This is a genomic window from Rhizobium sp. LARHSG275 (genome assembly GCF_052871115.1).
Window position 1 is genome coordinate 123,795 of sequence record NZ_JBIXJN010000007.1, and the last position, 21,926, is coordinate 145,720.

Consider the following 21,926-nt stretch of genomic DNA (forward strand, 5'->3'; position numbering starts at 1 on the left):
TCAATTCCGCGGCGCGCTCTTTACCAACTGATCGAGCACCGCCGCAATCTTCGGGTTGCGCACCTCGCCGCGCCGGGTAATCGCATAGATGCTCCGGTAGGTGGATGGCGCCAGCGGCTTGACGGTCAGGCCTTCGCCAAAATCTCGAAGCGCCAGTCCGGGCATCACTGAAATCGAGCAACCGGCTTCGACAAGCGCGAAAACCACTTCGAAACTGTCGCTGAAGCCGTTGATGACGGGCTCGAAACCGATGTCGCGGCAAGCCTTGCGGATGGCCATAGAATAGGCGCTGGAGGCGACGTCGAGCGCCCAATGTTCATCCCTCAGCTGTGCGAGTTCGATGACGGGCTCGCCCTCCAGCCTGTGGCCAGCGGGCAGAAGCGCGAAGAGCTGGTCGCGGCACAGAAACAGCGCGTCGGCCGCGCCCTCCAGCGTATGTGGATCGAACGATATGTCGTCGGCAATGACGATATCGGCCTGCCAGGCCCGGAGTGCCGCCACGCCTTCGGCAGGCCCCATCGTCATCATGCCGATGTCGAGATGCGGATGGTCGATGGCGAGCTGGCGCATCGCAGCGGGAATGAAGGACGAGGCCGCGGAAGGTTGGGTGGCGATCCTCAGGTCGCCGGCAACGATATTCTGCAGCTCGGCAATATCGGTCTTGGCTTCCTCGACAATACCGAAGATCCGCTCGGCATGCACAACGAGCCGCTGGCCGGCCGGTGTCAGCGTCACCCCTCGCCCGCGTCGCTCGACGAGCGCAATGCCGATTTCGTCCTCCAACTGGGCGATCTGCGGAGAAACCGCCGACGACGAAATGCCGACAGCATCGGCCACCGCCGCCATCGTCTCGCGGCTCGAAAGCTCGCGAAGCGTCCGTAATCGGAAAAAATCCAAATCGGGTTCCCTCAGTTGATCGATAGGCCATAATTTCTAACCTATATCCTTATTTTAATTAAGTAGACCTGATGAAAACTGCACCATACCCTTGGTCTCGTCAGCGTGCATCGGCTCGAAAAAGCCCAGATTGCCCGCCATCTCACAGACGAGTCACGGGGATATCGACAGGATGCAGCAGAGCGGCGTGCCCTATTCAGTCAATGGGAAACACCCGGTATGACATTGCCGGTGCTTGCCGAGGGATCGCAGGCCCTGCTTGGCGATCCGCTCTGGCGCCATTCGGGAGCCGCGACGATCGAGGAATATGCGCGCTGGGCTGTCAATGTCTGCGGCATGGCCTGCCTGAAAATGATCCTTGCTGCCCGCGGCGAGATCCATCCGACACTCGAGCTTGCCCGCGCCTGCACCGCCTATGGCGGTTATGTCGTCAACGAGATCGATGCCTCGATCAAAGGGCTGATCTATGCGCCCTTCGTCCGCTTCGCCGCCGACCGTTTCGGCCTTGGCGCCGAGACGGTGACCGGCGTCGAGACATCGGCCATTCCCGGGCTGCTGTCGAAGCGCCGGTTCTTCATCGCCTCGGTGAACTCGGGCATCCGCTGGCCGGAGCGCGAGCCGCCCTCGAAAGGCGGACACCTGGTGCTGGTGACTTCAGCCTCACAGGAGACGATTCGCTTTCACAACCCGTCCGGCCACAACGAAGCGAGCCAGGCCGATGTGACTCTGCCGCTTGCGGTCTTCGACCGCTTCTTCGCCAATCGCGGCATATCGGTCGACGCCTGACCTATTCAACACGAGATCGTTTCGGAGGCTTTCATGACCCCATCCCCAAACAGGCTGCGCATTGCCGTGCTCTTCGGCGGCCGCTCGGCCGAGCATGAAGTTTCCGTACTCTCGGCAACCAATGTCATGGGCGCACTCAAGCCCGAAAAATACGACGCCATCCCTGTATTCATCACCCGCGAGGGGCAATGGCTGCTGAGCAGTTTCGAGGACGGCATACTGGCGATGCCTTCATCGGGCATGGAAATCTGCCTGGTGCCGGGTGGGCGCGGGCGCGTGCTGGCAATCCCAGCTCATGGGGCGCCGCATGACCTGCCAAAGGTCGACATTCTGTTTCCTGTCCTCCACGGCCAGCATGGCGAGGACGGATCGGTGCAGGGTGCGGCGGAGGTGGCCCGCGTTCCACTCGCCGGTTGCGGCATCCTCGGCTCCGCCGCAGCCCTCGACAAGGACATCGCCAAGCGCCTGCTGAGGGCGGCGGGCCTGCCGGTGGCGCGCGCGGTGACGATCCATGAGGGTGCCGCCCCTTCACTGGCAGCCTTGGAAGGCGAGCTCGGCCTGCCGCTCTTCATCAAGCCTGCGCGCCAGGGATCGTCGGTCGGCGTTGCCAAGGTCCATGCCAGCCAGGAATTCGCGCCTGCCCTTGCTGAGGCCTTCCGCCACGATCGCACGCTGCTCGCCGAGGAATTCGTGCGCGGCCGCGAGATCGAATTCAGCGTCTTGGAAGATCCAGCAGGAGAACTCTTCGTCTCCAGGCCGGGCGAGATCGTGCCGGCGGAAAGCCACGGTTTCTATAGCTACGATGCCAAATATATCGACGAGAAAGGTGCGGTGCTGAAAGTGCCGGCCGAACTGCCGCAGGAGGTCGAGACCGCCATGCGCGACGTAGCCGCAAGAGCCTTCAGGGCGGTCGGCTGCGATGGCATGGCCCGCATCGACTTCTTCCTGACGGATGACATGCAGTTCCTCGTCAACGAAATCAACACCATCCCCGGCTTTACCGATATCAGCATGTATTCCAAGGCTATGGCGGCAAGCGGCGTCACCTACGCCGAAATCATCGACCGCCTGGTAGATCACGGCCTGGCGCGCGCCCGACGGGCCGCCTGAGACGGAAGCTTGATCATGAACAGGTCGGTCTTGATTTCGGGATGTTCCGGCGGTGGAAAATCGACACTGCTTGCGGAACTTGCCGCCCGCGGTCATGCCATCGTCGAAGAGCCCGGCCGGCGGATCGTCAGCCAGGAACTGGAGGGCGACGGCGCAGCCCTGCCCTGGGTCGACATGGCGGCCTTTGCCCGCCGCGCAATCGAGATGGCGATGGCCGACCACACAGCGGCGCGTGAGCAGCCGGGCTGGACGTTTTTCGATCGTGGGCTGATCGATGCGGCGGTAGCGCTGCAGCACCTGACCGGAGAACCGGTCCTGGAGAAATTGAGCGCCGCCCACCGCTATCACCCGAGGGTTTTTCTCACGCCGCCATGGCCCGAAATCTACACGACCGACCCCGAGCGGCGCCATGGCTTCGACGAGGCGGTCGCCGAATATGATCGACTTGCCGCCGTCTATCCGACGCTCGGCTACGACATCGTCATGCTGCCGAAAATCGCGGTCGCCGACCGGGCGGATTTCATCCTCGACTGCCTCTCTCGGGAACCGAAGCAGCAGTAGACGAGATCGTTAGAGCCTGCGAAAAATGCACCACTGGAACGACTGCCGGCCGCCGCCGGGTGTCGTGTGTTCCTCCCGCCAGTCACGCTGAAGCGCGAAGGTGGACGAGAATTCGGTCGCAAGCGCCACCGCGTCGTAACGCTGGACCGGCAATCCGCTGCACCGTTCCGGCCCGTCCGGCGCGAAAGTCGCGATGATCACGACGCTGCCTGGCGCTGTGCCGCTTTCGAGCGCGCGGCGGTAGGCCAGCCGCTGCTCGGGCTCGGTGAGGAAGTGAAAAACGGCGCGGTCGTGCCACACATCGTAGTGGCGGTCGGGTTGCCATGACGTGACGTCGGCAACCACCCAGGCGATGCGGGCGGCTTCATCCCGCAGCCGCGCCTTGGCGACTTCGAGCGCCGGCGCGGCGATGTCGAGGATGGTGAGGTCGGACCACCCGCGCTCGACAAGACAGTCGACAAGGCTCGATGCGCCGCCGCCCACATCGATCAGCGAGGCCGTGACCGGCAGTTGCAGCTCGTCAAGCGCCCGCAAGGAAGGCCCGGGCATCGGCTGATACCAGCTGACGCTGTCGGCAGATTTCGTGCGGTAGACCTCGTCCCAGTGTTCCCGCTTCTCGCCTGTCATCCGATATCCCCATCTCTTGCCGAGCCCGATATCCTACAGCGCCGAGCGTCTTTTCAGACGCGCAAAGAACGCTGTAGCACTGTGAACTAGGCAGTAGCTGATCAACATGTAAGAACTGAGACGTCTGCAACCAATCGCAGTGCGCCCTAGGCGGCGAAATCGCCGATATCAGGCATGCGGAGCTTGAGACGCTCGGTTCGAATGGTCACCGTGCCCGCTTCGGACATGTCGTCACCTTCCCTGTCAGCTTCGGTTTGGAGTTTCGGCCGTTGAACGGACTATTCTAGCTTTCAAATGCGGGAGCGAATTGCAACGTCCCGCTTGGCGGAGATCCCCGAAAGACAATCCTCTGCACGAGCCGCGTATCGAGGTCGAGATACTTCAATTGTCCGTCGCTGCTGAAACCGACACGGCTGTAGATCTCGGGATTGCCGATCAGGGCGCATCCGCTGGCGCCGCGCTCTTTCAGCAGTTCGAGACCCCGTGCAATCATCGCCTTGCCGATACCCTGCCGCTGTCTCTCCGGCTTGACCGATATCGGCCCCAGCCCGAACCAGCCGTCATGCGCGCCCTCGATCGTCACCGGCGAAAACGCCACATGGCCGAGAATCTCGCCGTCCTGCTCGGCCACCAGCGATATCGTTAGATCGCCGTTTTCGCGAAGTCTTCGGACAATCTCCGCTTCCGTCCCGTCGCTGTAAGGCATCGACTTGAAGGCGGTCCAGGTCAGATCATGGATCGCGTCGATATCCTCCGGCGTTTCGTCTCGGATAAGCATGTCCATCAATCCTCAATCGCCACAGGTTCAATGCAAGGAAAATCGAAGACCAGCAAGCCGGGCTCCTCCAGCAGCAGTTGCGCCACGACCTGCCCTTGCCGGTTCAGCACCGCCGTCGGTCCCCAGGCGATGCGCCCGTCACGCTCGCCTGTCACGTCGGACGAGATCAGCCACAGACCGGTTTCGCGGCATCGTTCGCCGCGAACGGCATTATGCATCTGCTTGAATATTTCCGCCTTTTCCCGTGGCATCATGTTGTTGGAGAGGCATACGATCAGCGACGCGCCAGACGCGGCGACCTTTGCCGCTGCTTCGGGAAAATTCGTGTCGTAGCAGATGTTGATCCCGACGCGCAGAGCACCGATCGCAAAGAGCGGGCTATCCTTTCCCGCCTCGAAAGCCCGTTCGCCGCGCAGCAGGTGGGCTTTCCGGTAGCGGCCGAGGAGAACGCCGCGCTCGATGACAACAGCGGTGTTGAACAATCGCCCGTCATCGACCTCAATGAGCCCCATGACCAGCACCGGTCCCGACTTCGGCAGCCGGTCCAGGACCGCGGCGAACTCGGCGGATGTGAAATCGAGAGCAACGCGGCGCGCCGATGGTTCATCGACCAAGTAGCCCTGCAAAAAAACCTTCGGGAAAGACCAGCAAGGCCGCACCATCAGCCTCAGCAAGCGCTGCGACCTTTACGGCATAATCCAACGCTGCCCGGACATTCTCCCGAAATTCCGGCGTCTGCGCGGCGGCTATCCGAGTGCTCGTCACTTAGATCTCCGGTTTCTCGGCCGCGGCATCTCAGCAAAAAGGCCCAGCGCAGTGGCCGGGCCTCTCCTTGAAAACCTGGCTGAACCTCAGAAGGTCGACGCACCGCTTCCCCAGGGGCCGTGGTGGAAATCCTTGCCGTCCAAGCGGTCGAAGCCGTGGGCGCCGAAGAAGTCGCGCTGCGCCTGGATGAGGTTTGCCGTTCCCCTGCCCTGGCGATAGGCGTCGAAATAGGTCAGCGCCGAGGTCAGTGCCGGAACCGGCAGGCCGGCGGCAATCGCGGCCCCGACGACACGGCGCAGCGCCGGAATCGATTCCTTGACCATGTCGGAGAAAGCCGGCGTGACGATGAGGTTCGCAGCATCGGGTGCCTTGGTGAAGGCCGAGGTGATCTCGTCGAGAAACTGCGAGCGGATGATGCAGCCGGCGCGCCAGATCCGCGCGATCGTCGGCATCGGCAGCGACCAGTTGAACTCGCGCGATGCTTCCGCCATCACCGCGAAGCCCTGCGCATAGGCGCCGATCTTGGCGGCAAACAACGCCTGTTCCAGATCCTTGTTGAGCTCGGGGCCGTAAGCGATCGGGAAGGACACAGCCTGCGTCCCGAAGATCTTCTCAGCGGCTTCGCGCTGCGACTTCATCGAGGAGAGGCTGCGGGCGGCGACCGCGGCTTCGATCGCCGTTGCCGGAATGCCCATGTTCTGCGCCTCGATCGCCGACCACTTGCCGGTGCCCTTCTGGCCGGCCTTGTCGAGGATCATGTCGACCATCGGTCCGCCGGAGACCGGATCGGTGGCCGCAAGCACCTTCTCGGAGATTTCAATCAGGTAGGAGTTCAGGCGGCCCTTGTTCCATTCGCCGAAGATGCCGGAGATTTCGGAGGCGCTCTTGCCGAGGCCGTCGCGCAGGATGCCGTAGATTTCGGCGATCATCTGCATGTCGGCATATTCGATGCCGTTGTGGATGGTCTTGACGAAATGGCCGGCGCCGTCATTGCCAAGCCAGGCGACGCAGGGCTCGTCATTGTAGCGCGCGGCAATCGAGGTCAGCACCTTCTCGACGCGCCTCCAGGACTCTTCGGTGCCGCCGACCATGATCGACGGGCCATGGCGCGCACCTTCTTCACCGCCGGAAACACCCATGCCGATGAAGGTCAGATCGGTATTCTTCAGCCGGTCGAAGCGGGCGACGGTGTCGCGGAAATTGGCGTTGCCGGCATCGATCATAATGTCGCCCTTGGAGAGATGCGGACGCAGCAACTCCATCTGCTGGTCGACGGGCTCACCCGCCTTGATCATGATGATGATCGGACGCGGTGGCCGGATCGCATCGACGAACTCTTCGATGGTCTTGCAGGGAATGATCTGCTTCTTCAGATCGCCGGCGCTTTCGTAGAATTCGTCGGTTTTCTCCGGCGTGCGGTTGAACACCGCGATTTTATTGCCTTTCTCCGCGATGTTGAGCGCCAGGTTGGAGCCCATGACCGCAAGGCCGATCAGTCCGATTTCTGCCTTTTCCACGACAAACCTCCGATGTGTCATTTGGACCGGTGTTGTGGCACTGTCTCGGTCAAACGGCAAGTCTCGCAAGGGTCTAATCGGTTCGCAAAAGCCAATGAAATGAGGCTTGCAATACCTCGGCTTGTCCGACAACCCGCCAGCTGCCGCCCAATCCGGAAGCCGCAATTTTTCATGCGACCTGCCGCGGTGCCCCGTCTCATGGTATTATCAGTGCATCGGGAGATATCGCATTGGCATCGGGAAAACGAAAAGAGACGGCTCTCCTGGCGGCCCGCGCCGGCTGCTACCGTGAGTCTATGCCGCCGCCGGCGCTGCGACGCCATTTCAGCCGACTCTGGTCGCATGCGCTGCATGACGGACCGCCGGCAATGGTGGCGATCGTGCCGGACGGTTATTGCGATCTCCTCTGGATCGAGGGCCGGCTACTTGTCGCCGGTCCCGACAGAACGGCGGCCTTTCCCGTCATTCGGCCGGGCGCGACTGTCATCGGCGCACGTTTTGCGCCCGGCGCCGCAGCACCCTGGCTGAAGACGCCACTCTCGGCGCTGGTCGGCTGCTCGGTGCCCCTTGCCGACATCGGCCGGAAGGACACCGCCGAATTCGAAGCGCAGCTTGCGGATTGTCCCGGCCCCTCGGCCGCGACGGCGCTGTTTGGCCGCCTGCTCGAAGAGGCCGCGCGCGATGCGGAGGAGCCCGCCCGCGACGCCGCCGTGATCTTCGCCGCCGCCAACAGCGCTCGCCCGGCATCCGGCCTGCTCGACAAGCTCGGCATGAGCGAAAGGCAGCTGCGCCGCCGCTGTCATCAGCATTTCGGCTATGGCGCAAAGACGCTGGAACGGATCCGCCGGTTCCAGCGTTTCCTCGACCTCTGCCGCAGGTCGGAGACGATGCCGCTTGCCCGCCTTGCGCTCGAAGCGGGCTTTGCCGATCAGTCCCACATGACGCGCGAGATCGGCGAGCTCTCGACGCTGACGCCCGCGGCCATTCTCGACCAGCTCAGCTTGCGGCAAAGAGCCGACTGACCGTTTTGTTCAAGACGCTGCCGGCCGGTTCATTATTCTGACGAAAGCAAATGACAGGGACCTGCAGCCGATGACGACAATGCCCGCGAAAATCATCCACCTGTCGATCGAGCGCGACTGGCGCGACGTCTATGACTTCGCCGGCAAACCGGAGAACATGCCGCTCTGGGCTTCCGGCCTTGCGACCGGCCTCGAACGGCACGGCGCCGACTGGATCGCCCACGGCGCTCTCGGCAGCGTCAAGGTGAGCTTCGTGCCTGCCAATGAATTCGGCGTGATCGATCATACAGTGACGATCGAATCCGGCCTCAGGGTCTATAATGCGCTGCGCATCGTGCCGAACGGCGATGGCTGCGAGGTCATGTTCACGCTGCTGCGTCTGCCCGGCATGACCGACGCGCAGTTTTCCGCCGATGCCGCCCATGTCGAGAAGGATCTCGCCATGCTGAAAGCCCTGATGGAGAGATAGATGGCCGAGAAGACAGAAAACCACGACCGCCGCATCGATTATGTCGAATTCAACGTCGCCGACATCGCTGCCGCCAAAGCCTTTTACGGCTCGGCCTTCGGCTGGCGTTTCACCGATTACGGCCCGAATTATTGCGAATTCGACGATGGCCGGCTGAAGGGAGGCTTTACCGATTTCGGACCGGTGCGGACGGGGGGCGGCCCGTTGGTCGTCGTCTATGCCAATGATCTGGAAGAAGTGCTGACCTCAGTCGAAAGAGCCGGCGGCACGATTTGCCGGCCGATCACCGATTTTCCCGGCGGCCGTCGCTTCCACTTCCTCGACCGCGATGGTTACGAGCTCGCCGTCTGGGCGGCGGCTTAACCAGACTACCCAAGGTAGCCGAGTTGGTCAGGCTGCCTAAGGCCGCCGATCGGGATCAGGCAGCCTGCGACAGCCGATCGAGATCTTCCATGACGAGCAGGGCGCCGATTACCGTGCCGCCCGCATCGCGCAGCGGCGACATGCGGCAGCGCACCTGCCGCAACCCGCCGCTGCTGTCTGAGCGCTCATAGGTATAGTCGATCTGATCACCGGCAAAACAGGCGTCGAGCTTGTGCTTGGCGCATTCGGCAAACCGCTCCTCGCCGATGAATTCGGAAAGGTGGCGGCCGATGAGTTCCATCGGCTTCCTGTTGAGATGGGTGCTGTTGGCTGGATTGGAATAGAGGTAGCGATAGTCCCTGGTCAGCACCGCCACGCGATCCGGCAGGCTCTCGAGGATCACCGCGTTGAGGAACTGACCGTTATCGGTATCCGGCACATAGGCCGGCGGCGGCTCGATGCGCACATCCTGCGGCGAAGGCACGCGCCAGTCCGGCCCATGCGCCCCGAAATAACGGTCGAGCAGGTAGGAAAGCACCGACGTGTGCTCCGTGACGCTGGCGCTGTCGTCCGCATCCTGGCTGATCAGATGGCTCACAAACTGCAGCTGCATGTAAACTTCGAGCAGATTGACTGCCCGGCAGGCGAGGATTGCCTCGACCAGCGGCTCGACATGACGGTCGAGCGCCGTGACGCGCCGGTCGTCGCCCAGGCGTATGGCTTCCTCGATTTGCACGCAACGCAAAGAAAAAGCTCGAAAAAGCTCCAGCAAGACGCCTCCACTCCCATTGTCCCAAGAGACGAGTCCGAAACCTCACATGGCTGCATTTCCCAAAAATGCGCCTTCCGGTAGACATTATTCGCGTCTTGGTGGTGACGAGTAACATGAAGCGCCCTCAGTTTCAATCCGAGAGCACCTGCCGCTTTTCACCGCTGATAAATGAGGGTGGGCGTTTTTGCAGCATGATGCCGAAAGTGTGAGCGGTTCTCGCCAGACATCACGCTCAAACTATTATTTTAGATCATTCTGTTCTAAGGCGCGAGCGTCTGCTTGATCTGCCAACGGTCGTGATACCAGAGCCACTGGTCCGGATATTCACGCACCCAGCTTTCCACCTTGTCGTTGAGCAACTGGGCGGCGGCCGGCAGGTCGAGATTACCCACGGCGTCGCGCGGCATATCCAGCCGCGGCTCGATTTCCAACCGGTAGCGATTTCCCGGCAGCCGGATGCAGCGCGCCGGATAGACCTCGCAGTCGAACTGGCGCACCAGCTTCGGCAGCAGCGGATTGGTCTTGACCTCGCGTCCGAAGAAGGTGCCCTTCAGCCCCTTGCGGAATTTCTGGTCGACCAGCACGCCCACGCCCTGTCCTGCTTCGAGCTGACGGGCGAGCGCAAAGGACGAGCCGGCATGCGACGGCACCAGCTTGCCCATGCGCGCGCTCCTGAAGTCGAACACCTTCTTGGCGACATAAGGATTGTTCGGCGGCCGGAAGAGCACGGTCACAGTGAGCCCGAAGGCAGCACCCGCCACCGGCAGCAGCTCGAAATTGGCGGTATGGCCGGTAAAGACGATGAAGGGTCGCGGATTGTCGCGCAGGTCGAGGAAGATCGGGACGCCCGACACCTCCACCCTGCCCGGCTCCGACTTTTCGGGATCATAGTCGAACAGCTGGTCGAGGAAGACGTATTCGGCGGCAAGCCGGCCCATATTGCCCCAGCTGGCGAGCGCGATCTCCTCGATCTCGGCCTCGCTCTTCTCAGGGAAGGCGTTGCGCAGATTGGTCAGCATCAGTCTGTGGCGACTGGTCAGCCGGCCGAGGCGGCGCATCATCCTGTCGGCGAAGCGGATCGCGCCGTCGGCCGGAAACAGCTTCAGGAAATTCAGGAAGCCGAACATCACTTGCGCCACCAGCCATTGCTGGAAATTCCTGAGCGCCAGAACGATCCGGGTGATGAAGAGCTTCACGCAGTCAATCCATCTTCAGGATGATCTTGCCGAAGATCTGCCGCGATTCCATCCGCTCCAGCGCCCGGTCGATATCGCTGAAGCTGACCTCGGTATCGATGACGGGATGGACGAGCCCGCGGCCCATCTTCTGCATCGCATCCGCCATGTTCTCCATGCGGCAGCCGAAGGAGCCGAAGAGCTTCAGCTGCTGCTGGAACAGCATCATCAGGTTCATCTCTGTGGAAACGCCCGAGGTCGAGCCGCAGGTGACGAGGCGCCCGCCGCGCTTCATGCAGAGCATCGAGCCCGCCCAGGTGTCCTTGCCGACATGTTCGAAGACGACGTCGACGCCCTTCTTCTTGGTGAGTTTGCGCACCACGCCCTCGAAACGGTCGGTGCGGTAGTTGATGACGTGATCGGCGCCGAGCGCCTTGGCCCTCTCGATCTTGTCGTCCGAACCGACCGTGGTGATGACGGTGCAGCCGATCTTTTTGGCAAGCTGAATCGCCGCCGTGCCGATGCCGGAGCCGCCGGCATGGACGAGGATCGTCTCACCCGGCTCAAGCTTGGCATTGTCGAACAGCATATGCTCGACCGTGCCGAAGGTGACGGGCGCTAGGGCCGCGCCGATCGCGTCGACGCCGGGAGGGGCCGGCACCAGCAGGCGCGCCGGCAGGTTGACCTTCTCCTGCGCAAAGCCGTCAAGATGGAAGCCGTGCACGCCGGAGACATGTTCGCAGAGATTGTCGCGGCCTTCGCGGCAGGGGCGGCAGAGGCCACAGGTGCGCGCGCCATAAATCGCCACCAGCTGGCCCGGCAGCACATTCGCCACGCCCGGTCCGATCGCTTCGACGACGCCGGAAGCTTCCGCACCGATGACGAGCGGCATCTTGCGCTTGGCAAATGCCATGCCGCGCCAGCCCCAGACGTCGATATGGTTGAGCGCCACCGCCTTGACGCGCAGCGTCACCTCGCCGGCACCTGGGGCATCCGGTTCCGGCAGATCGGTGATCTCAAGCTTGCGGTCGTCGATCAGTTGCAAAGCGCGCATGGCAAAATCCCTCGCCTTGAAGGCGTTCTTCTTGTCATAAAAATTGTCGGGAACCGCTTAAGCCGGTTCGAGCGCCATGACAAGGCTGGCATTCTGCCCGCCGAAGCCGAAGGAGTTGGAAAGCACGGCTGAAACCTGAGCTTCCCGCTTCTTGTTCGGCACGACATCGAGAACGATCGAAGGATCGGGGTTGTTGTAGTTGATGGTCGGCGGCAGCGTTCCGGTCAACATCGTCTGCAGCGAGAACACTGCCTCGACCGCGCCCGCCGCCGTCAGCGTGTGGCCGATCATCGACTTGTTCGACGAAACCGGAATGCCGACGATCCGTTCGCCGAAGACGGCCGACATCGCCCCATACTCCATCTTGTCGTTCTCCGGCGTCGACGTGCCGTGCGCATTGATGTAGCCGATGCCGCTCTCGTCGATGCCGGCATCGGCAAGCGCCGCGCGGATCGTCGCGATCGCCGGGCCACCATCGGGCGAAGACCGGGTGCGGTGGAAGCTGTCGGCCTTGTCGCCGGCGCCCTTCATGATGCCGAGCACCTTGGCGCCGCGGGCGACCGCTGATTCCAGCGATTCCAGCACCAGGGTCGCAGCACCTTCGGCGATGACGAAGCCGTCACGATCCTTGCTGAATGGCTTGGAGGCCTTGGTCGGCGGGTCGTTCTGCGTCGAAAGGGCAGACAGCAGCGAGAAGCGGATCAGAGCTTCGGCACTCAGCGACCCGTCGGTCGCGACCGTCAGCGCGCGATCCGTGCGGCCCTGGCGGATTGCCTCGATGCCGAGCTGGATCGCCGTGACGCCGGAGGCGCAGGCGGTCGACAGCGTCACGGGCAGGCCGCGGGTGCCGAACCGGTCGGCAAGGCGCTCGGAAATAGCGCCGAACAGTGCTGCCTCATGGAAGGCCGGGTCCGGACGCTGGCGCAGCGCCGTCAGGAATCGCTCATAAGCGTCACCCGGATGGTCGGAGCCCGGCGAACGGTCGGCAAGTTCGAAGCGCGCGCTCCACTCCGGCTCGATCGGCGGAGCGGCGAGGAATAGCGGGCCGTTGAAATCGCCGGAAAGGCCGGCATCGGCGAGCGCCTCGATCGTCGTTTCGCGGGCAAAGGCATAGGAGCGCTCGACGGCGTTCGGCACCGGGATGCCGATGAAATCGACGGTGCCGGCGATCCGCGTCGACAGGCCCTCGGTCGGGAAGCGGTTGATCTCGTGGATGCCCGACGTGCCAGACGAAAGCGCTGCCCAGTTGTCGCTGAGGCCCTGACCGAGCGAGGTGATGATGCCCATGCCGGTAACAGCCACGATCGGACGACCGAGGTGATCTCTATAAACGGAAGCTGTCATATCTCTCACTCCTCACGCATCTGCGGAAAGAACGGCAACGCCCTCGCCGCGCTGGTGTCCGACCGTGGTCACGACGGCGGCGGTGGCGCCTGCCCGCATCGGCGCCTCATGGGCGGCATCGAAAGGTGGAACCTTGGCTTTGCCATCGACGGCAAGGGCTGCGAGTGCCAGACCCAGCGTGAACTGCGTCTCGATCGTATGGCCGGTGACGCCGCCGAAGCCACGGATCGCAACATCCGGCAATTGATGTTCGAGCACCGCCCGCTCACGGGCCGCCAAATCATGCATGCCGGTCGATCCGGAAAAGATCGCCGTGCTCTCAGTGGCAAGCCCGGCAGCCGGTGCCAAAAGCCGCTCCAGCCGAACTTCGAGATTGCCGGAATTGCGGTTGCCGCGATCACCCTCGACCGCGTCGATGACGGCATAGATATGGGCGCCGCGGGCTTCAGCATGCTTGCGCGATTCGAGCACCAGGAAGGCGCCTGCCGAACCGGTGATCATGCCGCCGCCGTCGCTCGGCTTGCGTGACCAGAGCGGCACCCAATCGCCGCGCGCATGGGCGCCGATCGCTTCGGTGAGCAGGATCATATCAGGCCGCTCGGCCGCGAAGGCGCCTCCGACAAGCGCATGCGAGGATTCGCCTGATTTGATGCGGTAGAAGGCGGTCTCGACGGCGGATATGCCGGCTGCTTCCTCGCCCATGAAGGTGCGCGACGAGCCGGTAACCTTGTGCACGATCGAGATATTGCCGGCGAGCAGGTTGGAAAGCTGGGCGAGGAACAGCGTCGGCCTTAGCTCGGTCGTCAGCTTCTCGTTGAGCAGCAATTCGCGGTCATTGCGCTTCAGCGCCTCATCGACGATCAATGTGTCGACATTGATATCGCGCTCGCCGCCGCCGGCCGCCACGATCATATCCATCGTGCCGCAGGCCTCGATATCATCCTTGAAGCCGGCATCGTCGAGCGCAAGGCCGGCGGCGAAAACGCCGATGCGCTGCCAGTTCTCCATCTGCCGCTGGTCGCCGCGTTTGGCGATCTGCTGCGACCAGTCGATCTCGGGCAGCGGATGCACCGGATAGGGCTTGAACTTTTCGGTCTCGACGATCGCTCTAGGCGCACTGGCGGCAGAAAGCAGCGCGATATGCGCGTCCTTGCCGACGCCCTGACAGGTGACGATGCCGATGCCCGAGATGACGACGTCGTTTGCAGCCTTGCTCATCCAATCACTCCCTGCGCCGCGATCGCTTCGAGAAGCCCGATCTCGCCGGCACGTTTCTTCACGATATCGCCGAGCGGCACCTCGGAAAACGGCATGGTGCGCAGTTTCAATTGCGCATCGCAGACCTTCTTGCCGCCGCTGGTGATCTTAGCCTTGGTGACCGCGAAACCCGAACCGTCATGCTCGAGCACCGCCTCAATGTCGAGCACGGCTTCCGGTTCGACGAAAGTGCGCATCTTGGCGCCGTCGACCGTCATCAGGAAGGGCATGGCGGCAAAATTGGTGACGGCAAGCACCAGCATGCCGGAGGCCTGCGCCATGGTCTCGATCAGGAGCACGCCGGGAACGAGCGGCATGCCGGGAAAATGACCCTCGAAGACGGGGCTCTTGGCCGGCACGACGGATCGCGCCTTAAGCGTGCCCTTCTTCAGGTCCACCGCTTCGACGCGGTCAATCATCTGGAAATATTCCAGCAGCATTCGGATCCTCCGGCCCGACAGGCCAGATCCGCCCGCCGGTGACGCCTAAAGCGCGTCTGGTTCGCACTTTAGGTCTTTGTTTTTATGCATGCCGTTGTCCCAAAACCGCTGCGCACTTTTGGGCGGCACGCACTAGTTAGGAACGAAACCGCCCAGCCGCCATATTCACGGCGGCAGGGCGTTCAAAAAAGACTGATATGTCGCTCAGGCCTTGGCTGCTTTGAGCTCGTCGATCTTTGCGCAGAGGTTCTTCAGCACGAAGTATTCTTCGGTGGAAACCTTGCCTTCGTTGACTTCCTGCGTCCACTTTTCGAGCGGGATCTTGATGCCGAATTCCTTGTCGATCGCAAACACGATGTCGAGGAAATCGAGGCTGTCGATACCGAGGTCGTCGATCGTATGGCTCTCCGGCGTGATCGTCGCGCGGTCGATCTCGCTGGTTTCTGCAATAATGTCGGCAACTTTGTCGAATGTAGCGGTCACGCGCTGTACCTCATGAAATGACGATTTAAACCCCCTCATAGGCAAATCCATTTCAAAAGCCAATGCTTTCATCCCGGCGTTGCGGCAATTTGCCGGCTGGGTGTTGCCTAAACAGCAATGGAATGCCGGCATTTGCCGTCACCCGAACAGGCGTCGAAGCGGAAGGCGAGGCCTCTGTGGAAGGCCCGCCCGCCGGCAGATCGGAGAAGCCGTCCGAATCAAACCCATGGATGGCCCTCGCACCGGGGCAAGCGCGGTTCCCGACAAAACCCACGGGCGGGCATGCTTTGATCTAGATCAAACAGCGATCCCGGAAAAATTGATAATCCTCAAGCGGCGCTGGGGCATGCTGGCGATGCCGGACGCGCCAGTCGTGCCAGCCATACGAGATTTCAAAAGGGATCAGGACATGGATATTGCCCGCAGCGAGCCTTTCGAGACCGGCACTCCCGTCGCTTGCGCTTCCTGCCAGGCGCGGCACGGCGCCGTCTGCGGCGCCGTGTCGAGCGGTCAATTGAGAGAGCTCAACCGCCACTCTCTGCGCCGCAAGATCGGGGCCGGCTGCGAGATCATCGCCCAAGGGTCGGAAAGCTCTTTCTATTCGAACATCGTGCGTGGGGTGGTGAAGCTCTGCAAGGTGATGCAGGACGGGCGCCAGCAGATCGTCGGTCTGCAATTCGCCCCAGATTTCGTCGGCAGACCCTTCATCCGTGAAAGCTCGCTGTCGGCTGAGGCTGCGACCGATGCCGAAATCTGCGTCTTTCCCCGCAACCTGCTCGACCGGATGATATCTGAGACGCCGGAGCTGCAGCGCAGTCTGCACGATCAGGCGCTAAAGGAGCTGGACGCCGCGCGCGAATGGATGCTGACCCTCGGCCGGCGCACCGCAGGCGAGAAAGTCGCAAGCCTGCTTTACCTGATCGCCACACACGCCGAACCGCAGACCGCCACGAGCACCGATTTCGACCTGCCGCTGTCCCGCGCCGAGATTGCCGATTTTCTGGGGGTAACGATCGAAACCGTCAGCCGCCAGATGACCAGGCTGCGCAAGAGCGGCGTCATTCGCATCGAGAACTTCCGACATATCATCGTGCCCGACATGGATGAGCTGGAGCGAATGATCAGCGCATAGAACGCGGATCCGGGATCAGCGCGCAAAACGGATCAGATGCCGAATTCGGGGTCTGGCGCTGAGCCGAGATCAGCGCGTGATCACGACGCGGGTATTGGCAAGGCCGGCCTGTCGCGCCAGCGAGAAAAACTGGGCGGCGTTATCGGGATGCAGGCGAACGCAGCCATGCGAGGCCGGCGTACCCAGACGCTTCAAATCGAAGGTGGCGTGAACGGCGTAACCGCCGTTGAAGAACACCGCAAACGGCATCGGCGCATTGTCGTATTTGCGCGAGCGATGATCGCGCGACAGCCACTTGGCGCTCCACGAACCGGTTGGCGTGATATAGCCGTTGCGCGCGGTCGAGACCTTCCAGCGATACTTGACGAAGCCGTTCTCGGAAACGGTCATCATCTGCTTGCCGATGCTGACATTGGCGACCAGCGTTGCTGCCTCAGCGGCAACGGGAGAAAACTGCAGCAATAAACTTGCGGCCGCGGCCGCCAAAATCTTCTTCATCATAACCCCTCTTCGAATTCGCGCAGCTTAATTGCGCCCTCACGAAAGAGAGACTACGGCAATACTTATTATATTGCTTTAATCCGAATGGTAATCACAATTCTAACGAACCAAAAAGCGGGAGCTGGCGCCGGAAGACAGCGGCGCCTGCCTCACTGGAGTTTGCGCGCCGACGAAGGCTTCTTGAGTCCTTGGTAGGCCTTATTCATCTTCTCGCGGATCGAGGCCATCGTGCCGAGATTATGCCCGCAGGCCGCACACGTGATGATGTCGGTCTCCCGGATCTCGGGGCGCTCGAACTTCATCTTGGTGCTCTTGCACTTCGGGCACGGTAATTCAACCTGAACTGTCATCGCTCTGCTTCCGGTCTGGTGGAGGTAGGAGGCGGTTGGAATAAACGTTTGAGCGGGAGCTGTCTACCGGGGAGCGTGCCGTGTGAGCCCCCCTCTGCCCTGCCGGGCATTCCCCCACAGGTGGGGAGATTGGCTGGGCGCAACTGTTTCCCCAAACAACGACGGCATTGCCGTTCTCTGCCGGCAGAAAGTGACCGACGATCCAACCTCCTGCCGATCTCCCTCCTTGTGGGGGAGATCGGCAGGGCAGAGGGGGGTGCCGCGGCACAACCCTACATCCCGCCCCATGGATCAAACTACAGAAAACACAAAAACAGCCCGAAGGTGATGCCGGCGAGTACCATGCAGCTGGCATAAAACACCGATACGCCGTCCTCGATGTCGCCCGACGTCGCCATGTCGCGGCCGGCGTCGTTGATCATCGGTTCGCGCACGATGACGCCGCCATAGATGCGCGGCCCGGCGAGCTGGACGTTCAGCGCGCCAGCCATGGCCGCCTCCGGCCGGCCGGAATTCGGCGAGCGGTGCAAGGCCCCGTCGCGCATCGCCACGCGGATCGCCTCACGGCCGGCGCTTGTTCCCCGCCGGATCCAGGCGCCGGCGGCAATCAGCAGGATGGAGAGGCGCGCGGCCGGCCAGTTGGCGACGTCGTCGAGCCGGGCGGCAGCCCAGCCGAAGTCGATGTATTTTTCCGACTTATGGCCAATCATCGAATCCGCCGTGTTCAGCATCTTGTAGGCGAAGAGCCCCGGCAGGCCGAAGACGGCATACCAGAGCGCCGGCGCAACGACGCCGTCGGAGAAATTCTCGGCGAGGCTTTCGATCGCCGCGCGGCAGACGGCTGGCTCGTCCAGCGTCTCGGGATCGCGTCCGACGACGCGGGAGACGGCGGCCCGCCCGCCGGCAAGCCCCTCGTCGCGCAGTGCGAGGGCAACGGCCGCGACGTGATCGGCAAGGCTTTTCTGCGCCAGGAAGATCGCCACCAGCCCGGTCTCCAGCAAGATGCCGACAAGGCCGAACAGCGCGAAGAACCGGTTGAACACAAAGCCTGCGGCCACCGTCAAAAGAAGCAGCGCCAGGATGGCGGCGATACCGTTCATTCGGCGTTGCGAACTCGTGAGGCTTGCTGGGTTGAGCTGCCGGTCGGCATAGGAGATCGCCGCGCCGAAGACGACGACGGGATGCGGCATCCGCGACCACAGCCATTGCGGATCGCCGACGATCCGGTCGAGCAGCAGCGCCAGAAGCAGTACGAGAAGGTTTTCGTCGATCGTCATCGCTCAAATCTCTGAAGGGCTTCGCCAAGCCGCCTGTCTGCCGCCGGATCGGGCGTCAACCCGAAACGTAGCCAATTCGGCGCATACTCGAACTTGCGGACGAGAATATGATGGCGGCAGAGATGCATGTAAATGTCGCCGGCTCTCGCATCGGCGACAAGGGTGAAGAGTGCCGTTCCTCCAGCCATCCGCACCCCCCCGCCCTTCAGCACCGCATGCTGGCCGGTGCAACGTTCATTGATGCGGCTGCGGATAGCAGAAACGTCCGATCGCAGCAGCGAACCGGCAATCGAAAGGGCCGGTCCGGAGACCGCCCAAGGTCCGAGCCAGTCTTCGAAACGCGCGAGAATATCGCCGCGCGCAATCGCAAAGCCGAGCCGGAGGCCGGCAAGTCCAAAGAACTTGCCAAAGGAGCGGAAGATGATGAGATTGGTAAGCTGCGGCGCACGGGATGCAAGACTGAGCGCTGGATCCGTATCACCGAAGGCTTCATCGACGACGAGAAGCCCGCCTGCTGCCTTCATCCTGTCGTGCAGAGCAATCAGTGTTTCGGCCGGCCATACCCGTCCGTCAGGATTGTTCGGATTGACGACGACGGCCAGCCTATGCTCGATCCCGATCGCGGCGAGATTATCGACAGCGTCGACGGTAAAGCCGCCCGAGGTGAAGGCGCGCGCATACTCGCCATAGGTTGGCGATACCACGGCGATCCTATTGTCCGTCACGGCGATCCTATCGTCCGTCGCGACAACCCTATTGTCCGTCACATCGACTTGCTCATCCGCGACGCCAACCAGCCTGCCCGCCTCGACCAGGCGTGGCAGAAGCTGGATCACCGATTGTGTGCCGGGCACTGGTAGCGGCAGAATCTCGCCGCTGCCGTAGTGGTCGCGCGCCGCGCGCCTTGCCTCATCGATGAGGTGCCGGTCCGGCAGGCGGTGCCAGGCTCGCGCCGGAATGTCAGGCAGCGCGACGGGGCACGGATTGATGCCTGTGGAAAGATCGAGCCAGTCTTCCGGCCTGCCGCCGAAGGCGGCGGCAGCGGCGGTGATGCCGCCGCCATGGGCGACCGGTGCGCTCATGCGGAGGCTCCGGCAAGGTCGATCAGATGCATGTAGGAGCCCGCCACCTGCTCGCGCCGCAGCCCGGCCATGCCGAGATCGGTTCCGAGCGCATCCTGTACCTGAAACAGCCGCTTGCCCTCGCCCTCTGAGACGACGCTGGAATAGTGGAATTCATGGGCCGTCATCATCCGTGCGAAGAAGGCGCCGTCGAGCGGCACAACTCGGCGATAGCCAAGATGGCGCTTTCGCTCCGCATAGCTGGTGACGACCGGCAGCAGGCCGAGCATCTGATGGCGCTTGCTCTCCGCATCGATCAACCCGTCGCCAAGCACCATGTAGCCGCCGCACTCGCCGTAAATCCTGATGCCGCGCGCTGCCGCATCGAGCATGCCGGTGCGGAAATTCTGTGCCTCTGCCAGCTGCCCGGCATGCAACTCGGGATAACCGCCGGGCAGATAGATCGCATCGGCATCGCCAGCCGGCGCCTCGTCGGCGAGCGGCGAGAAAAAGGAGATCGCAGCACCCCGGCGGCGCCAGCCGAGCAGCATATGCTCGTAGGAAAAGGCAAAGGCGACATCGCGGGCCACGGCGATGCGTGCGCCCAGCGGCGGCAGCCGGTCGATATTGGCGGCCGATGGCCGGTTGAGCCCCTGCTTTGCAATGCGCAGCAGGAATTCGAAATTGCATTCCTCGGAGACCGCATCCGCGGCATGGTCGATGAAAGCGTCGAGCGTGGCATGTTCGCCGGCCTGGACCAGCCCGAGATGGCGCTCTGGCAAAGAAAGCCGTTTGTCGCTGCCGATGACGGCGATGACGGGCATGCGGATCGCCTCCAGCGCCTGTCGCAGCATCGCTTCGTGCCGGCCGCTGCCGACCTTGTTGAGGATGACGCCGGCGACGCGGACATCGGCACGGAAACCGGCAAAACCGGAAACGAGCGGCGCCACCGACTGCGACATGCGCGAGGCGTCGACGACCAACACCACCGAAAGCCCGAGCTGAGCGGCAAGGTCGGCCGCAGTTCCCCTTCCGTCGGCGGCTCCGTCGAAAAGCCCCATCATCGCCTCGATGACGAGGATGCGGTCGCCGGAACGATGAAGGGCGGCATTGGCCGAGATCAATTCCCCACGCATCGCCCAGGGATCGAAATTCAGGCAGAGCGTGCCGCTCGCCGCCGCATGGAAGGCGGGATCGATATAGTCGGGGCCGGCTTTGCCGGGCGCGACCGCAATGCCGCGCCGGCGAAGCGCTCGGAGCAACCCGAGCGTTACCGTCGTCTTGCCGGCGCCGGAGGAAGGGGCTGCGATCAGGAGGCCGCTCATGCCCGCACCTTGCCGGGCCGGCGAAACGGATCGGGCTGCAGCCGCCGTCCAGCGAGTGCGCCGAGCCAGTCGAGCGAGGCCCTCAGCCGCACCACCTCGCCAACGACGACCACCGCCGGCGGCTCCAGCCCGGAGACAGCCACAGCCTCGGTCGCCTCTCCGAGCGTCGTCTCCAGCACCTGCTGCCGGCCGGTGGCGGCATTGCAGACGAAGGCAACGGGCTCAGACGGCAGCCGGCCGGCGGCCATCAGGCGGGCGCTGATCTCGGCGATATGCTTCATCGCCATGTACATGACGATGACGGGCGAGCCGCGGCCGATTGCCTCCCAGTTGATCCGGTCGGGCACGATGCCGGAGGAATCATGGCCGGTGAGGAAGGTCACGGCATGGTTTATGTCGCGATGCGTCACCGGGATGCCGGCATAGGCAAGCCCGCCGATACCGGCAGTGATGCCGGGAACGATGCGGAAAGGGACGTTGTGCTCGACCAGCGTCAGCGCCTCTTCACCGCCGCGGCCGAAAACGAAGGGATCGCCGCCCTTCAGCCGCAGCACCCGCTTGCCGGCGCGCGCCAGTTCCACCAGCCGCAACGAGATATCGCGCTGTTTCGCCGAAGGCTTGCCGCCGCGTTTACCAGCATATTCCACCAGCGTTTCGGGCCGCGCCAGCGCCAGGCATTCCTCGTTGACCAGCGCATCGTGGACGATGACGTCGGCCTCGGAAAGCCCCTTGGCGGCAAGCAGCGTCAAAAGGCCGGGATCGCCGGGGCCGGCGCCGACGAGCCAGACGCTGCCCGACTCCAGCGCCGGAAGATGGGAGAATGCGGCATCGATCATTCTGCTGATCTAGGCCCCGCAAAG

23 protein-coding genes and 2 pseudogenes are annotated in these 21,926 nt (G+C 62.9%); 7 read left to right on the top strand and 18 right to left on the bottom strand.

Annotation, left to right across the window (positions count from 1 at the left end; all coding sequences use genetic code 11):
* The gene (locus ACIPSK_RS11010) at nt 1-897 is read right to left on the bottom strand and encodes a LysR substrate-binding domain-containing protein (RefSeq protein ID WP_162117686.1); all 897 of its coding nucleotides are present in this window, start codon (nt 895-897) and stop codon (nt 1-3) included.
* A 172-nt stretch (nt 898-1,069) separates the two neighbouring features.
* Between ACIPSK_RS11010 and ACIPSK_RS11015 the strand changes: the two are divergent.
* From ACIPSK_RS11015 to ACIPSK_RS11025, 3 genes and pseudogenes are all read left to right on the top strand, one after another.
* Nucleotides 1,070-1,683 (top strand): annotated as a pseudogene (locus tag ACIPSK_RS11015) (C39 family peptidase).
* Between the two features lie 33 nt (nt 1,684-1,716).
* Nucleotides 1,717-2,793 carry a D-alanine--D-alanine ligase family protein gene (locus ACIPSK_RS11020; protein WP_162117684.1) on the top strand — a complete coding sequence of 359 codons (1,077 nt, stop codon included), beginning with the start codon at nt 1,717-1,719 and terminating at the stop codon, nt 2,791-2,793.
* 15 nt (nt 2,794-2,808) lie between these two features.
* The gene (locus ACIPSK_RS11025; protein ID WP_162117683.1) at nt 2,809-3,354 is read left to right on the top strand and encodes an AAA family ATPase; all 546 of its coding nucleotides are present in this window, start codon (nt 2,809-2,811) and stop codon (nt 3,352-3,354) included.
* A gap of 9 nt (nt 3,355-3,363) precedes the next feature.
* Here ACIPSK_RS11025 and ACIPSK_RS11030 read toward each other — a convergent pair whose 3' ends face one another.
* From ACIPSK_RS11030 to gndA, 4 genes and pseudogenes are all read right to left on the bottom strand, one after another.
* Nucleotides 3,364-3,981, bottom strand: a complete 618-nt coding sequence (locus ACIPSK_RS11030) for a class I SAM-dependent methyltransferase (protein WP_162117682.1) — start codon at nt 3,979-3,981, stop codon at nt 3,364-3,366.
* Between the two features lie 283 nt (nt 3,982-4,264).
* Nucleotides 4,265-4,759 carry a GNAT family N-acetyltransferase gene (locus tag ACIPSK_RS11035; RefSeq protein ID WP_162117681.1) on the bottom strand — a complete coding sequence of 165 codons (495 nt, stop codon included), beginning with the start codon at nt 4,757-4,759 and terminating at the stop codon, nt 4,265-4,267.
* A gap of 5 nt (nt 4,760-4,764) precedes the next feature.
* Nucleotides 4,765-5,524: pseudogene (locus tag ACIPSK_RS11040) on the bottom strand (carbon-nitrogen hydrolase family protein).
* A gap of 86 nt (nt 5,525-5,610) precedes the next feature.
* A complete protein-coding gene (gndA, locus tag ACIPSK_RS11045) occupies nt 5,611-7,062 on the bottom strand; it encodes an NADP-dependent phosphogluconate dehydrogenase (RefSeq protein WP_168724842.1) in 1,452 nt (483 codons plus the stop codon).
* Nucleotides 7,063-7,271: 209 nt separating this feature from the next.
* On the opposite strand from gndA, the gene ACIPSK_RS11050 reads away from it, so the two are divergent.
* The 3 genes from ACIPSK_RS11050 to ACIPSK_RS11060 all read left to right on the top strand — a co-directional run bounded on the left by ACIPSK_RS11050 (nt 7,272) and on the right by ACIPSK_RS11060 (nt 8,895).
* Nucleotides 7,272-8,063 carry a helix-turn-helix domain-containing protein gene (locus ACIPSK_RS11050; RefSeq protein ID WP_162117679.1) on the top strand — a complete coding sequence of 264 codons (792 nt, stop codon included), beginning with the start codon at nt 7,272-7,274 and terminating at the stop codon, nt 8,061-8,063.
* 70 nt (nt 8,064-8,133) lie between these two features.
* The gene (locus ACIPSK_RS11055) at nt 8,134-8,532 is read left to right on the top strand and encodes a polyketide cyclase (RefSeq protein WP_017964657.1); all 399 of its coding nucleotides are present in this window, start codon (nt 8,134-8,136) and stop codon (nt 8,530-8,532) included.
* Entirely contained in the window at nt 8,533-8,895 is a 363-nt protein-coding gene (locus ACIPSK_RS11060; RefSeq protein WP_017964658.1) for a VOC family protein, read from the top strand.
* 55 nt (nt 8,896-8,950) lie between these two features.
* On the opposite strand, the gene ACIPSK_RS11065 is transcribed toward ACIPSK_RS11060, so the two are convergent.
* The 7 genes from ACIPSK_RS11065 to ACIPSK_RS11095 form a co-directional block, all read right to left on the bottom strand.
* Nucleotides 8,951-9,667: a PAS domain-containing protein gene (locus tag ACIPSK_RS11065; RefSeq protein WP_162117678.1), complete on the bottom strand. Its 717-nt coding sequence runs from the start codon at nt 9,665-9,667 to the stop codon at nt 8,951-8,953.
* Between the two features lie 260 nt (nt 9,668-9,927).
* The gene (locus ACIPSK_RS11070) at nt 9,928-10,863 is read right to left on the bottom strand and encodes a lipid A biosynthesis lauroyl acyltransferase (protein ID WP_162117677.1); all 936 of its coding nucleotides are present in this window, start codon (nt 10,861-10,863) and stop codon (nt 9,928-9,930) included.
* Nucleotides 10,864-10,867: 4 nt separating this feature from the next.
* Nucleotides 10,868-11,896, bottom strand: coding sequence for a zinc-binding dehydrogenase (locus ACIPSK_RS11075; RefSeq protein ID WP_138390969.1), 1,029 nt, complete (start codon nt 11,894-11,896; stop codon nt 10,868-10,870).
* Nucleotides 11,897-11,953: 57 nt separating this feature from the next.
* Nucleotides 11,954-13,240, bottom strand: coding sequence for a beta-ketoacyl-ACP synthase (locus tag ACIPSK_RS11080; RefSeq protein WP_162117676.1), 1,287 nt, complete (start codon nt 13,238-13,240; stop codon nt 11,954-11,956).
* Between the two features lie 12 nt (nt 13,241-13,252).
* On the bottom strand, nt 13,253-14,458 hold the full coding sequence (locus ACIPSK_RS11085; RefSeq protein ID WP_162117675.1) for a beta-ketoacyl-ACP synthase: 1,206 nt from the start codon (nt 14,456-14,458) through the stop codon (nt 13,253-13,255).
* A complete protein-coding gene (locus tag ACIPSK_RS11090; RefSeq protein WP_003540474.1) occupies nt 14,455-14,937 on the bottom strand; it encodes a 3-hydroxyacyl-ACP dehydratase FabZ family protein in 483 nt (160 codons plus the stop codon). Before ACIPSK_RS11090 ends, ACIPSK_RS11085 begins: the two co-directional genes overlap by 4 nt.
* 204 nt (nt 14,938-15,141) lie before the next feature.
* The gene (locus ACIPSK_RS11095; protein ID WP_003540486.1) at nt 15,142-15,420 is read right to left on the bottom strand and encodes an acyl carrier protein; all 279 of its coding nucleotides are present in this window, start codon (nt 15,418-15,420) and stop codon (nt 15,142-15,144) included.
* A 409-nt stretch (nt 15,421-15,829) separates the two neighbouring features.
* Here ACIPSK_RS11095 and ACIPSK_RS11100 point away from each other — a divergent pair, with 409 nt between their 5' ends.
* Nucleotides 15,830-16,552 (top strand): Crp/Fnr family transcriptional regulator, encoded by a 723-nt coding sequence (locus ACIPSK_RS11100; RefSeq protein ID WP_162117674.1) that lies wholly within the window; start codon nt 15,830-15,832, stop codon nt 16,550-16,552.
* 69 nt (nt 16,553-16,621) lie between these two features.
* Here the strand turns inward: ACIPSK_RS11100 and ACIPSK_RS11105 are convergent, their stop codons facing one another.
* The 6 genes from ACIPSK_RS11105 to cobA form a co-directional block, all read right to left on the bottom strand.
* Nucleotides 16,622-17,053: a L,D-transpeptidase gene (locus tag ACIPSK_RS11105; RefSeq protein WP_017964666.1), complete on the bottom strand. Its 432-nt coding sequence runs from the start codon at nt 17,051-17,053 to the stop codon at nt 16,622-16,624.
* A 149-nt stretch (nt 17,054-17,202) separates the two neighbouring features.
* Entirely contained in the window at nt 17,203-17,403 is a 201-nt protein-coding gene (locus ACIPSK_RS11110; RefSeq protein WP_017964667.1) for an ECs_2282 family putative zinc-binding protein, read from the bottom strand.
* A 296-nt stretch (nt 17,404-17,699) separates the two neighbouring features.
* Nucleotides 17,700-18,680: an adenosylcobinamide-phosphate synthase CbiB gene (cbiB, locus tag ACIPSK_RS11115; RefSeq protein WP_017964668.1), complete on the bottom strand. Its 981-nt coding sequence runs from the start codon at nt 18,678-18,680 to the stop codon at nt 17,700-17,702.
* The gene (locus ACIPSK_RS11120; RefSeq protein ID WP_446532926.1) at nt 18,677-19,762 is read right to left on the bottom strand and encodes a threonine-phosphate decarboxylase; all 1,086 of its coding nucleotides are present in this window, start codon (nt 19,760-19,762) and stop codon (nt 18,677-18,679) included. The genes cbiB and ACIPSK_RS11120 overlap by 4 nt, the downstream gene beginning before the upstream one ends.
* Nucleotides 19,759-21,066, bottom strand: coding sequence for a cobyrinate a,c-diamide synthase (locus tag ACIPSK_RS11125; protein WP_162119649.1), 1,308 nt, complete (start codon nt 21,064-21,066; stop codon nt 19,759-19,761). The genes ACIPSK_RS11120 and ACIPSK_RS11125 overlap by 4 nt, the downstream gene beginning before the upstream one ends.
* A complete protein-coding gene (gene cobA, locus ACIPSK_RS11130; protein ID WP_162119648.1) occupies nt 21,063-21,902 on the bottom strand; it encodes a uroporphyrinogen-III C-methyltransferase in 840 nt (279 codons plus the stop codon). Before cobA ends, ACIPSK_RS11125 begins: the two co-directional genes overlap by 4 nt.
* Between the last annotated feature and the right edge of the window lie 24 nt (nt 21,903-21,926).